This window comes from Leptolyngbya sp. FACHB-8, from assembly GCF_014695575.1.
GTDB lineage: Bacteria > Cyanobacteriota > Cyanobacteriia > Elainellales > Elainellaceae > Vacuolonema.
Map to the genome: position 1 here is coordinate 43170 of NZ_JACJOO010000036.1, position 14423 is coordinate 57592.

The following is a 14423-nucleotide window of genomic DNA, read 5'->3' on the forward strand; positions in this document are numbered from 1 at the left end:
TCCTGCTTATTTATGCCAGGGTCTGTTTTAAACGTTGCTTTTTCGTATGCGAGACGCCCGAAAAAGCAACGTTTAAAACAGACCCTGGAGCTGGCGCATACATGAGGTGAATTAAGATTGTCCACGCATGCATCAGGCTTATGGATGCTGAAGTGTGTCAGCACTCCTGATCAATCCCATTCCACGGAAAGGCTTGGCATTAGCCGTTGTAAGTTTTTGAGCGATCGCGTTTGCCACAACACTTTCTGGCTCCCTTGGATGCAGAGATGGGTGTTGCGTTCGTGCCGCAATTTGACCACAAATCGCGACAACATACTAATTCCAGAGCTATTCAAAAACTCTAGCTTACGTAGATCCATCGTGATGTTGTTCTGATCTTTTGAAGCATCAAGCATTGAACTGATCGGCGCGTAGTCAGTGAGACTTGGTAATTTGAGCAAGCCTTCAAACACCACAGTTGCACAGGTGGCATCATACCAGACACGGAAGTCATCGCCTTGAAGCGTATAGTTCATAAAGTTGGTCGAGAGTTAGTAAGCCAAATACTTATCCACTAAGGCATCATTGCTGTGAATGTTGACATGAGTGGGGCTGCAATTCATCGCAATGATGTGATTTAGTCTTAAGAGTAAATTGGTTTACTCTTAAAAATTACCAAGCACTAAGAGGCTGTTTGAAGAGTTATTTCTTTGTGCGCGTAGCGCACAAAGAAATAACTCTTGGCGGACCTTTTCACATAGTCTCTAAGATTAATGAACCAGGAAAATCACTTTAGGAAATCGCAGAAAATGCTGAGATTTTTTGAAATTGCAACTTTGTTATTGGTTTATCTCCGCTAATTCTCTAGCTAATCTTTGTTACGCCCATTAGTTCGCCGCTCTATGGGTGGCGTGAGGTGCTTCACATCTGAAGATGGGCATGGTGTTCCACCGATGGTTTGAGTGATAATCGTGGCAGAGTTTCCGGTTGAGGTGAACGTCTCATGACTATCCTGACTCAGTTACCTACCCCAGCCCATTTTGATCCAGCACGGGTTGGCGAAGTATGGCGTGTGCCCTATCAGGAGCGGGCTGTGGAGGCGATCGCTTGGGCCAAACGACATAATCTACCTCCTGCTCAAGTGGATGGTATGCGCATTTGCTTGTTAGCTATTGATGTGCAAAACACCTTTTGTATTCCCGATTTTGAATTATTTGTGGGGGGACGATCGGGGACGGGAGCTGTGGAAGACACGGTACGGCTCTGCCAGTTTATTTATCGCAACCTAGAGCAAATCACAGAAATTGTGGCCACGATGGATACACATACGGCCACCCAAATTTTTCACTCTGTTTTTTGGGTTGATGCAGCGGGCAATCATCCCTCCGCTATGACCATGATTTCGGTGGAGGATGTGAAGAGTGGGAAATGGCGGGCCAATCCGGCGATCGCTCCTCATCTCTCCATTAAAGATGTCGACCAGTTACAAGCCTATGCATTGCATTACGTGCAGCAGCTTCAGTCAGCAGGCAAGTACCTGTTAACGATTTGGCCCTATCACTCAATGTTAGGGGGGATCGGCCATGCCCTTGTACCTGCTTTTGAAGAAGCCTGCTTCTTTCATGCCATAGCCCGTCAACGGCAGACGCGCATTGAAATGAAGGGAAGTAACCCGCTCACGGAGAATTACTCGGTGTTGCGACCTGAGGTCATGATTGATCCGAGCAGTCGGGCGATCGCTCAGAAAAACCAGTCTCTTATTGAAACGCTGCTTACCTTTGATGCGGTGGTAGTCGCAGGGCAAGCGAAAAGCCACTGTGTTGCCTGGACCGTAGCAGATTTACTGAGTGAAATTAAGGCAATCGATCCATCATTAGCGCAAAAGGTTTATCTCTTGGAGGACTGTTCGTCCCCAGTGGTAGTGCCAGGCGTTATAGACTTCACGGATAGTGCGGACGAGACGTATCAAATGTTTGCTGATGCTGGAATGAATCGGATCTGCTCTACGGATCCGATGGAGTCCTGGCTGCGATTGTGATACCTCTTCAATGTGAAGCTACAGCTTATGTTCCGCGTCTCTAACGTGTCAGGACGGAGAATATAAGCTGTAGCTTCTATTGAATTGGATAAGAGACTTTTAGGTGACTTGAGTCCGGGTTAAGGGCGTTTTCGAGTGCCGCGCAACGCGCGGCACTCGAAAACGCTCATTTTGGCGTGCGCTTTGCGCACGCCAAAATGAGCACTTCAGCTTATCCCGAACTGAGGTTAGGTAAGGCACTTCGGGTTACTCCCCGTGTTTAAGGTTGCCAGTGCTATCCTGATCTTGGGCGATCGCCCCACTGGATCGGGCCTTGCTGATGCTTTCATCCTTTACGGCTCCATGGTTTCAGTCCTTATCCCCAAATGAAAACTGAGTTTGAACGATGGTGAATTTTGTAGTGTCAAGTTTGACGGCAATTTGGGTGAGTGCGATCGCCCTGCTGTCAGTGCAAAATGCAACCCCGGTAACACTGCGCCTCCTGGGGTTTCAAATGGTTCCTATCCCTATCGGCTTGCTAATGGGATTTAGTGCATCTGCCGGCTTGGTAGGGACGGCTGTTTTGACGGCGGGTAGTCGTTCTGCTGCGCGATCGCTCGATCGGGATGATGATTTTGAATAACTACTTGCTCTCTACAATTTTGCAACCAACGGGAGGGTATTGCTCAACATGCAATACCCTCCCGTTGGTTTTAGAAACCCGAAAGTTGATCTAACTCTGCTTCGCTAAGAGGTTCCTCTGTGTTGAGGTAGCGGGTGCTGCCGTCTGGAGTTGAAACCATATTTAGGTAGTACTGGGGTTCATTGCCCTTTTCAACGGCAAAAATGCGTCGTCCAGTAGTATTCGAGAGCCGCTGTTCGGTAATGTCATTAAGAACATAACCTTCGGCTTGCAAAGATTGCTCAAAATCTCGGAACAGTTGTTGCCAGCGGGATTGGGGAGCCATCCAACAATTTTCTACACCATCGCAGGTTGCAACACCTTGTGGATGGGGAAAAGTGGCCCATGCGGTGGGTGGTGGGGTTTCTTCGGGAAGGGGTGAAGACTCGACCGGGGAAACCGGTGCGACGGGGGAAGGAGCCGGTGTGGTCGGGGAAGGTGATGGGGTTGATAGAGTTGGTGGGGCTGCTGGGGCCGGGCTCATGGGAGAAGGAGCAACGACTGGAGCCACGGAAGGGGGTATGGGAGCGGCAGCCACGGGCTCCGGAGATGGAGCCACAGAAACCATTGGAGATGGTTGCGAAGAAGGAAGTGCTGGGGGGGAGGCGGGGAGCGATCGGGAAACCTTTGGGATGTCTGTCAGGCTAACCTGTTCATCTTCCGGAACTTCAAGCACAGGTGGGGGATCAGACGGCATAGGTAGCAACATCCATAGACCATGCAGCACCAGGGACAGTATGAGCCAGGGGCGCAGACATAGCCGTAAAGGGACCGGGAGATTTTTCCAGAACAGTACCCACAGGTTGGGTGAGTCAAGAGTTGTCATTGCATACCATCTCGATTCAGCGATTCACTATTGAAAAAGATTGCAAGATAGTGACAGGCATAGTCGCTCTGACAGGTCAAGAAAAACATGACTAATTCTGAATGAGCCAGTAACCAAAGGCAGGAAATGCGCTTTAGTGGAATTAAAGCTCCTAAGTAATTAGGAATTACTTTCAATAGTGTACAATGCTTGTGGTTTATACCGTACAGCCTGACCTAAATTATCTGGGATCGCCGTTCAGAAAACGGTGGCTGTCGTGCGATCGCGTTTCATTCATTAGACGTCGTTACGAGGAGTCGTAAAACATGGGTAAGATGACGCGGCGGGTATTTCTCGCCAGCGGGGCAGCGACAGCGGCGATCGCCGCCGGAGCGTGGAACCGCTCTCAGCGGGCCGTAGCCCAAACAGGAGTGGTGAACCTCTACAGTTCACGCCACTATGACACGGATGAGTCGTTATATCAGGGCTTTGCAGATCAGACCGGAATTCGGGTGAATGTGGTCGAAGCCGAAGCTGATCAATTGATTGAGCGGATTAAGAGCGAAGGAGCCAACAGCCCGGCAGACTTGCTGATGACCGTTGATGCGGGCCGTCTCTGGCGCGCTGAGCAGGAAGAATTGTTCCAACCTGTTTCTTCTTCTGTATTAAGCGGGGCTATTCCTGCTAGCCTTCGCCATCCCGATGGGCTGTGGTTTGGCTTTACCCGGCGGGCACGAGTGATTATGTATCACAAGGATCGGGTGAATCCAGCAGACCTCTCTACCTATGAAGATCTGGTTGATCCCAAATGGCGCGGTAAGATTCTGGTTCGTTCCTCCAGCAATATCTACAACCAATCTCTGACGGGTTCGCTGCTGCATCACTTAGGTGCTGCTGAAACCGAAGAATGGGCCCGGGGTCTAGTTGCGAACTTTGCTCGTCCACCGGAGGGCGGCGACACTCCTCAGATTCAGGCGGTTGCTGCTGGCGTTGGCGATCTAGCGATTTCCAATACCTATTATTTAATTCGGTTGCTGAAGTCTGAGAACCCTGAGGAGAAGGCTGCAGCCGAGAAGGTTGGTATTTTCTTCCCGAATCAGCGCGATCGCGGAACCCACGTTAATATTAGCGGTGCGGGGGTGCTGAAGACCTCTCCTAACGCTGAAGCTGCGACTCGTTTCTTAGAGTATCTGGTAAGCCAGCAAGCTCAGGAAATCTTCGCTTCTGGGAACAATGAGTACCCTGTTGTAGAAGGAACGTCGGTAGACCCAACTCTGAATAGCTTTGGTACATTCAAGCAGGATGAGCTGAACGCTAGCGTCTTTGGGCGAAACAACGAGGAAGCTCTGCGGATTATGGACCGCGCAGGATGGCGGTAGGAATGTTCTGGTACAACATTCCTACCCGGTGAAGCGTGAACTCATCTAATTGGAAGCTGTGCTCACGTCATCATTACTATAGCGCTGCACGCTTTGACTCAACGGGTGGAGTGGGATATTAAGTGCCTCACTCCACCTTTTCAAAACCCAGGAATCTATTCGCCGTTACAAAATAACAGCCAAATCAGATGTCTGGGCTTTAAACAAAAGGTAAGCCTATAACAATACTCTGGACAGTTTTTCTGAAATCCTTGATTTTGCGTGCGCGAAGCGCACGCAAAATCAAGGATTTCAGAAAAACTGTCCGAACTAATGTATAAAGAAAGCGCAGTTTTTAAACTGCGCTTTCTTTATAGGCTTGGTACAGCGTTACCACGTTTACTTGTGAAGAGTTATAGATTAACCTTCAGAAGATTCTTGGCTGGCGGTGTACTCAGATTGGGGGTGAATGGCGACAATTCTGCCACCCAGACGGGTAATACGGCGCATTTCTTCGTTCATACGGCTGTAAGGAACTTGAATTGCGATTGTGCCACTATTGCGCACAGGGTAGCGATTGTTATCCGTTTGATCGCTTTGACGCAGGCCTTCTACTTCGTATACAAAAACACGGTTCTCAGAAGGGGCGCTAGAAGCACTAACGAGAGCTGAACGTCCTAACATGATGATCCTACTTTTATTCCTAGAGTGTGGTTGTAACGTTGATTATTCGTATCTAGTTGATTAGAAGCTAGTGTACGAAAAATCAACTCTTCATACAACCTCGATTGTTACAAAATGGGTAATTTATGCGTCATAAAACCCATAAATTACCCGTGCACACGAGCGCTTATTGAGCCACGGTAATGCTGGCTACTTTACCGCCCAGCTTGTTGATCCGCTGAAGTGTGTCAGAGAGTTGCTCATAGGGTACAACAAACTCTTTGTTGCTGCGGCGAACTTTGGGATAGCCGGGCAGATTGGTACCAGATACTTCAATGCGATAGAGGCGATCGCTCGACCCTGCACTGGACCGACCAAATACGCGAGTGGGAGCTGTCGCACGCTTTGAAGGACGATAGGCAAACCCTTCACCCGCAGGGGCTACCACAGCAGAAGCGCTGTTGCGAGCCAGTTCGCCAGCGAGGCGGGAGCTGGTGCCTTCCAGTTGGGAGCGATCGCTGTTCGCATAGCCACGGTAGAGACGGAACATGCGGGTGAAACCAACGGTTTTTTGGTTGGTTTGGGTGGCGAAACCACGGTAGTAAGGCACGATATTGTCGCCGAAGCTAGAATCGTATTCCGCAGAGTCGATGTAGGAATCGATGTCGGCTTCAAAGCCCTGATTCTGGTAGCGATCGAGGTGCTCAATCACTTCAGCTTCATCGTAAGGCGCGCGGCCTAGAAGGTGTTTGAAGTTCAGCTCGATAACGCGGGTTTGGAAGTTGGGATAGAGAAACTTGGTTTTGTACAGATCCGATTTGGCAACGGCCCGCACAAAGTCCCGAACCGAAAGCTTTCCGTTGACGAGGAGGGACTCCAGTCCGGTCAGACGCTCAGATTGCATCAGGTAGTCGTTACCCAGCACCTGACGATAGACCGCTTGCACAATAGCTTTGGCATCTTCTTGGCTCCAGTTGGGACGGAGTTCCATGGGAGATACATTTTCAAAAGCGGTTGTTCCGAGACGGGATGCAGCAGTCGTAATTGCCATGTAGGATTCTCCTAGCTCACATGTTAGTTAGGCGTGTAAACGCTGTTTGCTGATGGTTTGCTAAAACGCCTTTTGAGACGTAAAGCACTCAAAAAAATGACCTTCAAAACACGTCCTAAGCCGGGGTCACACTCACCACACGGCCGCCACGTTGATTGAGTCGTTGCAGAGTGGGTGAGAGGTCATCGTAGGATACGATGTATTCGGACAGGCTCCGACGTACCTGAGGTCTACGGGTGTTAGCCATCTGCATAGTTCGGATGCGGAACAGTTGGGAGCGATCGCCCCCACGGGTTCCCATTAATCCCTGACCAAAGGTTGCCGTGTGTACAGGAGTTGCCAGATTGCGGCCCAAGTCCTGGGTTAACCAGGCAGCATTGTTTTTGCCCTGGGCGCGATCGCTATTGGCATAACCCCGATACAGTTGAAACATGCGGTTAAAACCCACCGTTTTCTGACCCCGTTGGGTTGCAAACCCCCGGTAGCTTGGAACGATGGATTCACCAAAGTTTTCTTGATATTCGAGCGAATCAATATATGAATCGATCTCTGCTGCATACCCTTCGCAGGTATAGAGATCGACGTGAAATGCGATCTCTGCTTCGTCGTAGGGCGCACGGCCCAGCAGATGCTTGTAATTCAGCTCAATAAAACGTACTTGCGGTGTGGAATGAAAAAACTTATTTCGATAGAGCTCGGATTGAGCCAGTGCCCGCACAAAATCGCGCACTGAAATGCTGCCCTGGCGCAGGAGTGATTCTGCCGTGGTAAGACGCTCACTCTGCATCAGATGATCATTGCCGAACACCTGACGGTAGGCGGCTGTGATAACCGCTTGCACATCACCTTCCGTCCAGTTAGCCCGCAACTCTACCGGAGACACTTGAGCAAAGGGCTCAAAACCAAGCTGCCGAGCTGCCGTAGAACTTGTCATGGAAAAATCCCCTTAATTAAAAAAGGACAAACCGACAAATACGACCAGAACCCCAGAAAACTACCAGGGGGTTGCCCTGGACAGTTTCCTGCGGTTCTGGATTGGCAGAGCAATTAGCTCAGAGCGTTGATAGCGTAGTCGATGTAAGAGTTCGCTTCAACAGCGGCGTCGCCAGACAGACCGTGGTTAGCTTTAACGTGCTTCAGAGCTTCAACGTACCAGCTGGGGGAGAGGTCGAAGGTCTTGTTGATTTCAGCCAAACCAGCGATCAGGTAGTCATCCATGGGGCCGGTGCCACCTGCGATGAGGCAGTACGTAACCATGCGGATGTAGTAGCCGATGTCACGAACGCACTTGTCCTTACCACGCTGGTCAGCAGCGTAGTTAGCGCCCTGCATTTGGGTGGTGTAAGGGAACTTCTGGTAAACCGCGTTAGCAGCACCTTGAGCCAAGCTGTTAGATTTGGAAGCCAGAGCCTTAGCAGCATCCAAGCTAGCAGCAGCTTGACGGAAACGACCGAAAGCTACTTGCATCTCGGTGGAGCTCAGGAACCGACCTTGAGAATCAGCGGCGGCTACAGCTTCTGTTAAAGGCGTTTTCATTTTGATAATTCCTTGTCTTTGCTACGAAATGGATGAATGTCGTTCGTCAAAACTTGTTCAAGCTTTGAATTAAGCTAACGTCGGGCTTAGCCTACAGCAGAAGCAGCGCGATCGAAGTAGCTACCCAGTTCAGCCATCAGGCTGGAGCAATCGCCCTGGGTGATGTTGTTACGATCGTTAGCGATCGCGATCGCAGCTTCTTTCATCTTTTGAACACCAGTAGCAACGGAACCACCAGGTACGCCCAGTGCCAGGTAGGTCTCACGCAGACCGTTCAGGCAGCGATCATCCAGAACGCTAGCATCACCGGTGAAGGCTGCATAGGTTACATAGCGCAAGATGATTTCCATGTCGCGCAGGCAAGCTGCCATCCGACGGTTGGTATATGCATTACCGCCAGGAGAGATCAGTTGAGGCTGCTCAGCAAACAGAGCCCGAGCGGCATTGGCAACGATGGTGGAAGAGTTGGAGGTGATCCGGTTAACCACGTCCATCCGCTTGCTGCCTTCAGCAACCATTGCTTTCAGAGCATCGATTTGAGAATCGCTAACATAATCGCCCCGGGTATCCGCTTGAGACACCACTTTGGCAAACGCATCTAACATTCAAGTAGCTCCTAAAATCATGTTGATGGGCATTCGATTCAATCAGGCGTACGCTTAAAATCGTCTGAGGGCGGGCAAACGAAACTATTCCAACAGAAAAACCTGTAGGCTAGGACAAATGCAACGAAGCGTAAATCCTATATAAATAGTTGTCGGTTTGCTCAGAAACCTCAGTTCGACTTCGGCAATCTTGCGAACATCTGTAACGATGCCTCTCTTCAAAACCCGTCAAGTTCAACCAATCAATGGTCTCTTGAGGAGGGAAGAGATATGAACCTTGGCTCCTTTCCGGGCTTTTGGTTCAGCGCCTCTCGAACCGATGCCTACGATTAAACCAATCCGTTTGTGCAAAACCTGTGCAAATTGAGAGGTTTCACTGATGTTATAGATTAAAAAATGTTAAGCGATCGCTGAAATTAGTATCAGGCTTAGCATTCGGCATGTTGTGACTGGGATTACGGACAAGGTTGTTTGAAACAAACGTTTACATTTGGTTACATTCTGTCTCAGGATTTTGCGTGAAAGTTCAGATTCAGGGCGTGGAACTAGTAGGCTACGGCCTAAGTCCGCAACCTATGTTTTTGTGTAGGGTGCGAAGCACCCTACACAAAAACATAGGTGATGGATTTCCGCCTCAGCGTACTAGCAGCTTCCACGCTCTGAATCTAGATTTCTATCAGGGTTTTATCCAATTCTTAAGATAGGGTGAACACTCTGGATGTGGGGGAACTGCTTTACGATCTGCATTTGCACAAATAAACCGTTTCGACGAGGATCCTGAGAAGTCTGGCTCAAGTGTTGCTAATGGTTTCTGCGCGTAAAGCCATATTGCAGATGGGATCGTAGTCCGAGTTGCTGACGGTCGTGCAGGCGATGGCCTCATCGTTCTGAATTTGCTTCCCCTCTGGATTGATGTGCAGATTGAGGAGCGATCGCACTCGTGTTCCCTTGCGTTGTGTGAAACTGCCACGGAAATAACCCAGGGTGGGGTAAGGTAAGCCACAGATCCAACAGCTATCGATGTCACCGTCATCAAACTGCTGTTCTCGTTTCTGCCAGGATATATCGTTGGTAAAGCGAGTCACAACACCTAAATGGCTTCTCAAATAACGGGTGATAACATGACAGGTTGAATTAGCATTCTGAGTCATGCGAAAAGCAAATTCGAGAATATCTATCAACAGATATTTATGGTTTATGGCATAGGCTTTAGATGTTAAAAATACAAAATATTATTTGGTTTGAAGCGGTGTTTTGGATATTCTTTGTAACTAAAGCTCGAAATAAACGAGACAACTTTTTGAAATGTCTGAACATATTGGATGAAGGCGTAGGGGCGGGTTTTGACACAATCTCAACTACTAAAGTGAGATTTCCAATCAAACCCTGTCCTTGCGATCACCATCAATGGCAGGATCGCAAAGCGGGTCTTGTTGTCATGACAACGGTGGCTTGCTTGTCACCCTATGTAGGCGCGTAAACGGTGTAAACGGCTAACGATTCGGGCGGCTAGATCGGCACCAATGATGGGTTTGTAGAGGTAGTCATCGGCCCCAGCCGCAAATGCCTGGTTTTGGCTTTTAAGGTCGGTAAAATCGCTCAGAAATACAACGGGTAAGCGTTGCCAATAGGGGTCGCAGCGGAGAATTTGGCAGAGTTCGTAACCCGTAATTTGAGACATGTGAGCATTTAATACCAACACATCGGGATTGACTGCTTGAAGTACAATCCAGAATTGCTGGGGATCATCTAGTGTGGTCACCTTAAATCCCCAGGGTTTAAGCAGCGTAGGAAGGGCGCGCAGCCAATCCACATCGTTGTCTACGATCATCACCTTGGCAGGAGAATCCGGTACATTAAGGCGATGGGTAATGGCACTAATGGTCTGCTCAGGAGGTGTCACGGCTGGAAGGAATAGATGGCTGCCATGCCGAAGTGCATCCAGGCGATCGCTCAACGTATCGCGATCGCCCATCACCAGAATGGGTAAATTGGGAAACCGTTGGGCAAAGCTCTGAACCATTGTTAGCACCGCATTCCGGTTCTCTGCTAACTCGGGGCGAGATTCCGAGGGAAGTTGTACCAGCAGGGCATCGGGAGGTTTGATGGGGAGGCTGGCGATGGCTTCAGGCGTGAGCCAGGAAGCAGCACTGGTGGCAGTGGGTAGGGTGACGGTACGGAGCTGGCGAGCTTCAGCAGAAGCGGCGATCGCCTGAGCTTGGCTTGATCCCAGCCCTACCAGTAGAAGCAACGGTCCCTGGTTACTGGGTACCTGAGAGGAATGGACAACGGTACTGTTTTGAATTTCTTGCCGCAGAGCTGTGACCAGAGGGAACATCAGGCTAGCCTGGCGGGGAAGCAGAGACTCCTGGCTTCCCATCCAGTTTTCCAACTGGCGAGTCAGGTGTACAGCTTTGTGGAAGCCGAAGAGGCCGAGGGTTCCAGCCAGTTTATGGGCGATTTGTTTGGCCTGTGTTTGGAGGGGAGGCGTAAGGCGATCGCTCTGCAAGGCTTCCACAGCCTGCTCAAGCTGTCCAACTTGCTCCAGGGTTTTGGGCTGGGTGATTTGAACCCAGTTTTGGTTTAGAAAAGCAACGTATTGTTCTTGAGCCTCGGGGGTGATAGGAGCGAGGGCTGCGGTTGCTGGGGCGAGGGATGACGGCCCTGGATCCGGTAAAAGGCAGACTAACTCTTCTACGGTTTCTGCGGGTTTCAGATAGTAGCCGCGCCCGTGCAGGGTGGCGACGAAATCCGGAGGGGCACCTGCGGCGGTGAGCTTATTACGAACTCGACGGATGTGCGATCGCACCGTCGCTTCTGAAGGAAACTCTTCGGATGACCAGAGGCGATCGAGAATTTCTTCGGTGCTAAACACATGCTGGCTGTCCCGCAGGAATAGCTCCAACAATTCGTATTCCTTGCGGGTCAAGGTGAGGGGTTGGCCGTCATAGCTAACGTCGCAGGTGCCGGGATTTAGCATCAAGTCTCGCCAGATTAAAAGTGGCAGGGGATTGGTGCTACTGCGACGCAGGAGGGCTCGAATGCGAGCGATCAACTCCGCTCGATCGAATGGTTTCACGACATAATCATCGGCCCCGGCATCCAGACCCTGTACTTTAGCGGTGCTGGTGTCTTCAGAAGTCAGCAGCAATATCGGGGTTGTGTAGTCCTCGGCTCGAAACTTTTTGCACAGGCTGATGCCATCCAGCTTGGGCAGCATGACGTCCAGCAGGATCAAGTCGTAATCAAAGGTAGAACCGTAGCTCCAGCCCATTTCGCCGTCGGGCACAGCATCCACGACAAAGTTTTGGGCCGTCAGGCTGCGAGTCAGAGCTGCCGCCAGGGTTTCATCGTCTTCTACGAGCAGGATCTTCATATTCAAATTCTGCACTAATTGGGCCTCGTGCAGGTTTTAGATATGTGAATGGGTGCATTCCCAGTTTTGTGAGCGGGAATGCAGCTTGCGTAAATGGCCGTTCAACGCTGGCTCAACTTGTGTCGATTCACCTGAGCCTGAAGGCCATACGGAAACACTCGAATTCTTGCGGTTTAATCGTAGGTAAGTCTTAAAACTTGCCTACCTACCTGAGAAGGGATGTAGCGCATTATCCACCTATTTCCCCACCGCCTATGCCTTCCGTTCAAATTTTTAGTGCCAACGGCTGCCCCTACGCCCAACGTACTCGATTAACTCTGCTAGAAAAAGGCATTCCCTTCGAACTGATAGAAATTGACTTGCAGAACAAGCCTGATTGGTTTCTGGAGGTATCTCCCTATGGCAAAGTGCCTGTCATTCAGCATGAGGGAAATCGGGTCTGGGAATCTGCTGTGGTGAATGAGTACTTGAATGAGGTGTTTCCAGAGCCGCCGCTATTGCCAACGGACCCAGGACAACGGGCGATCGCCCGGATCTGGATTGACTTTGCCAACACCAAATTTACGACCGCCTTTTACAAACTGCTCCTCAGTCAGGACGCTGACAAGCAGCAAGAATGGGCCGCGGAATTGCGAAAGCACCTGCTATTTCTGGAAACGGAAGGGTTACAAAAACTTTCTGATGGACCGTTTTGGTTCGGAGATACCCTCAGTTTAGTGGATTTGACTTATTACCCCTGGTTTGAGCGATGGTCTGCGTTGGAGCATTACCGGGGATTGGCCTTGCCGGAAGAGTGCGATCGCCTCCGTCAATGGTGGGCTGCCATTCAGGCTCGTCCATCTATTCAAGAAACCATCAGTCCTGCCGCTTACCATATTGAGCAGTATGCCAAATACGCAAACAATACTGCTTCCGGTACCACTGCCCAGGAACTACGCAAGTACTAGGGCTGGTTTCAAAAGTTGTTTTTTTGTGTGCTTTGCGCATGAAAAAACAACTTCAGCTAAAGACGAGCTTCAACCAGAGCGCGAATTTCATTGCGAGTGAGCTCAATGGGATTATTGCGGTTCTGTGTTTGATCCAAAATTTTGTTCAAATCCGATGTCTGAATGTCGTACTTATTCAGGCGGGGCAGCTCAAGCTGTTCCGTCCAGTCTTCCAGAATGGCAACTAACGCGTCGCAATAGTAGGCATCAGATTTGCCAGATTCCTTTGAGAGGCGCTGTCCCAAACGAGCCATTTTGGCAATTGCCTCATTCCCTGGCTCTCGTGCCTTCATCGCTTGCCAGTTGGCCCGCACTGCCGCTGCCATTAACGTTCCACACACCACTCCATGGGGAATGGGGAGGAAGCCACCCATAGGAGAGGCGAGCCCATGCACGATGCCTAAGCCCGCATTTGCTAATATCATGTCGCCTTAAATGCACATAATACTCACTTTTGCACAATGACGATTTAGCAAGCACTCCAGCGTTTTTCCCTGACCTTATATCATGTGCATTTAACCAGACATGATATAAGGCAATACCGGAGCACAAAGACGCATAGGCCATGCTTTCTCGGACAGCAATCTCGGTTGCACCTTCACCACAGGCAAGAAGTAGATTGTCGGCGATCGCCTCTAATCCGCTCCAGGCGATCGCATCGGTCAAGGGAGAAGCGGTTGGGGATAAGTAGGGCTCCAGCAATTGGGTAAAGGTATCCAGCCCACAGGCCGCAGTAACAGGCTTGGGGCAAGAGATGAGTAACGTTCCATCCACAATCACCGCATCGGGAATGAAATTATCGTGGCGCAGAGACTTTTTGTAGCCGTTCTCGCCAACCTCACTAATGACAGCATTTTTGGTTACCTCGCCCCCTGTTCCAGATGTTGTTGGAATAGCAATGTAAGGGACTTTAGTTCCGCTATGAGGGAGATTACGCCCAACTCCTTCCAGGTGGTCAAAGATGGAGTTTTGATGGGGCAGCATGGCTGATAAAGCTTTGCCCGCATCGATAACGCTGCCACCGCCAATTCCAATGACGACGTATGTCTTGAGTGTTTGGGAACAGAATCTTCGTGCGATTGCGTTTTACCGTAGATGGGGTTGTAATGCCGTCGATACACAGGCGTTTCAGATTGGCCGTGATACTCAAAGTGATTTCTTGATGCTTCGTAGTGCCAATTCCTAAAACTGTGAAGTTAAAGGATACCTCTACCATTTTTCTAAAGTCATTACTTTTGTATGTGCGATGGGCCTAGGTACAGGACAAAAATTGAAGGACGTGGAAAAACTCATCGATGAATAACTCCAGATTCAGTAGGATTTGACGCAGGTGGTCGAAACCATAGCGAAAGATACTCTTGGCTT

Annotated in this window: 16 protein-coding genes; 4 read left to right on the forward strand and 12 right to left on the reverse strand. The window is 50.0% G+C overall.

All coding sequences use genetic code 11. The features are described from left to right. Positions 1-170 precede the first annotated feature (170 nt). Complete coding sequence (locus tag H6F91_RS07335) at positions 171-515, reverse strand: hypothetical protein (protein WP_190774640.1); 345 nt, start codon at positions 513-515, stop codon at positions 171-173. Positions 516-982: 467 nt separating this feature from the next. Here H6F91_RS07335 and H6F91_RS07340 point away from each other — a divergent pair, with 467 nt between their 5' ends. Both H6F91_RS07340 and H6F91_RS07345 read left to right on the forward strand, forming a co-directional pair. Continuing rightward, the gene (locus tag H6F91_RS07340) at positions 983-2017 is read left to right on the forward strand and encodes an isochorismatase (RefSeq protein WP_190774641.1); all 1035 of its coding nucleotides are present in this window, start codon (positions 983-985) and stop codon (positions 2015-2017) included. A 385-nt stretch (positions 2018-2402) separates the two neighbouring features. Continuing rightward, entirely contained in the window at positions 2403-2639 is a 237-nt protein-coding gene (locus H6F91_RS07345; protein WP_190774642.1) for a lipopolysaccharide assembly protein LapA domain-containing protein, read from the forward strand. A 70-nt stretch (positions 2640-2709) separates the two neighbouring features. On the opposite strand, the gene H6F91_RS07350 is transcribed toward H6F91_RS07345, so the two are convergent. Beyond that, entirely contained in the window at positions 2710-3504 is a 795-nt protein-coding gene (locus H6F91_RS07350; protein ID WP_190774643.1) for a hypothetical protein, read from the reverse strand. A 305-nt stretch (positions 3505-3809) separates the two neighbouring features. Between H6F91_RS07350 and H6F91_RS07355 the strand changes: the two genes are divergently transcribed. Continuing rightward, positions 3810-4862 carry a Fe(3+) ABC transporter substrate-binding protein gene (locus tag H6F91_RS07355; RefSeq protein WP_190774644.1) on the forward strand — a complete coding sequence of 351 codons (1053 nt, stop codon included), beginning with the start codon at positions 3810-3812 and terminating at the stop codon, positions 4860-4862. 399 nt (positions 4863-5261) lie between these two features. Here H6F91_RS07355 and H6F91_RS07360 read toward each other — a convergent pair whose 3' ends face one another. The 7 genes from H6F91_RS07360 to H6F91_RS07390 form a co-directional block, all read right to left on the reverse strand. Beyond that, complete coding sequence (locus H6F91_RS07360) at positions 5262-5525, reverse strand: phycobilisome linker polypeptide (RefSeq protein WP_190774645.1); 264 nt, start codon at positions 5523-5525, stop codon at positions 5262-5264. A gap of 166 nt (positions 5526-5691) precedes the next feature. Next, the gene (locus H6F91_RS07365; RefSeq protein ID WP_190774646.1) at positions 5692-6555 is read right to left on the reverse strand and encodes a phycobilisome linker polypeptide; all 864 of its coding nucleotides are present in this window, start codon (positions 6553-6555) and stop codon (positions 5692-5694) included. Between the two features lie 115 nt (positions 6556-6670). Beyond that, positions 6671-7489: a phycobilisome linker polypeptide gene (locus H6F91_RS07370; RefSeq protein ID WP_190774647.1), complete on the reverse strand. Its 819-nt coding sequence runs from the start codon at positions 7487-7489 to the stop codon at positions 6671-6673. Positions 7490-7602: 113 nt separating this feature from the next. Further along, complete coding sequence (gene cpcA / locus H6F91_RS07375; protein ID WP_190774648.1) at positions 7603-8091, reverse strand: phycocyanin subunit alpha; 489 nt, start codon at positions 8089-8091, stop codon at positions 7603-7605. Between the two features lie 86 nt (positions 8092-8177). Further along, positions 8178-8696, reverse strand: a complete 519-nt coding sequence (locus H6F91_RS07380) for a phycocyanin subunit beta (RefSeq protein ID WP_190774649.1) — start codon at positions 8694-8696, stop codon at positions 8178-8180. A gap of 791 nt (positions 8697-9487) precedes the next feature. Then, positions 9488-9847 carry a hypothetical protein gene (locus H6F91_RS07385; protein ID WP_190774655.1) on the reverse strand — a complete coding sequence of 120 codons (360 nt, stop codon included), beginning with the start codon at positions 9845-9847 and terminating at the stop codon, positions 9488-9490. 308 nt (positions 9848-10155) lie between these two features. Beyond that, positions 10156-12072, reverse strand: coding sequence for a response regulator (locus H6F91_RS07390; protein ID WP_190774650.1), 1917 nt, complete (start codon positions 12070-12072; stop codon positions 10156-10158). A 254-nt stretch (positions 12073-12326) separates the two neighbouring features. On the opposite strand from H6F91_RS07390, the gene H6F91_RS07395 reads away from it, so the two are divergent. Continuing rightward, a complete protein-coding gene (locus H6F91_RS07395) occupies positions 12327-13019 on the forward strand; it encodes a glutathione S-transferase family protein (RefSeq protein WP_190774651.1) in 693 nt (230 codons plus the stop codon). Between the two features lie 56 nt (positions 13020-13075). Here H6F91_RS07395 and H6F91_RS07400 read toward each other — a convergent pair whose 3' ends face one another. From H6F91_RS07400 to H6F91_RS07410, 3 genes are read right to left on the reverse strand one after another with little or no spacing between them, the layout of a single operon-like run. Then, positions 13076-13432 carry an iron-containing alcohol dehydrogenase gene (locus tag H6F91_RS07400; protein ID WP_242035678.1) on the reverse strand — a complete coding sequence of 119 codons (357 nt, stop codon included), beginning with the start codon at positions 13430-13432 and terminating at the stop codon, positions 13076-13078. Beyond that, positions 13326-14042, reverse strand: a complete 717-nt coding sequence (locus tag H6F91_RS27855) for an iron-containing alcohol dehydrogenase (protein WP_347280017.1) — start codon at positions 14040-14042, stop codon at positions 13326-13328. Before H6F91_RS27855 ends, H6F91_RS07400 begins: the two co-directional genes overlap by 107 nt. Continuing rightward, positions 14014-14274, reverse strand: coding sequence for a hypothetical protein (locus H6F91_RS07410; RefSeq protein WP_190774653.1), 261 nt, complete (start codon positions 14272-14274; stop codon positions 14014-14016). Before H6F91_RS07410 ends, H6F91_RS27855 begins: the two co-directional genes overlap by 29 nt. Between the last annotated feature and the right edge of the window lie 149 nt (positions 14275-14423).